Origin of the sequence: Neisseria sp. P0008.S004, assembly GCF_051962755.1 — a bacterium.
GTDB lineage: Bacteria > Pseudomonadota > Gammaproteobacteria > Burkholderiales > Neisseriaceae > Neisseria > Neisseria subflava_A.
The window spans coordinates 1-258 of record NZ_JBQCUZ010000054.1 but is presented as its reverse complement, the minus strand read 5'-3'; the positions used below and the strand labels follow the sequence as shown (position 1 = coordinate 258).

General features: G+C 66.7%; 1 protein-coding gene. It reads right to left on the bottom strand.

Annotated features, from left to right (window positions below):
- Nucleotides 1–258, bottom strand: a 258-nt coding sequence (locus tag ACTHSW_RS10915) for a hypothetical protein (protein ID WP_440373928.1), incomplete at both ends; no start/stop codon positions are given.

Genomic DNA, 258 nt, shown 5'->3' with positions numbered 1-258 from the left:
CGATCAGCCAGGGTGGCAATCAGCAACCGGGCCTTTTTCACAGCCAGCGACGCGTGCATCGGCCCGATGTAGCGCTCCAGCAGTTCACCGGCGGCGCGGGGCAGATGCTTGACCATGGCGCCTGCGATCACTTCGGCGCCGGGCGCCAGTTGGCCTTGCAGGCGGATCAGTTGTTCTTCCAGCAGCGCCAGGGTTTTCGGCACTCGGATCAGCACGCGGTCGAAGGGCCCGCTCGGCACCTGGCTGGCAGGCACGAAC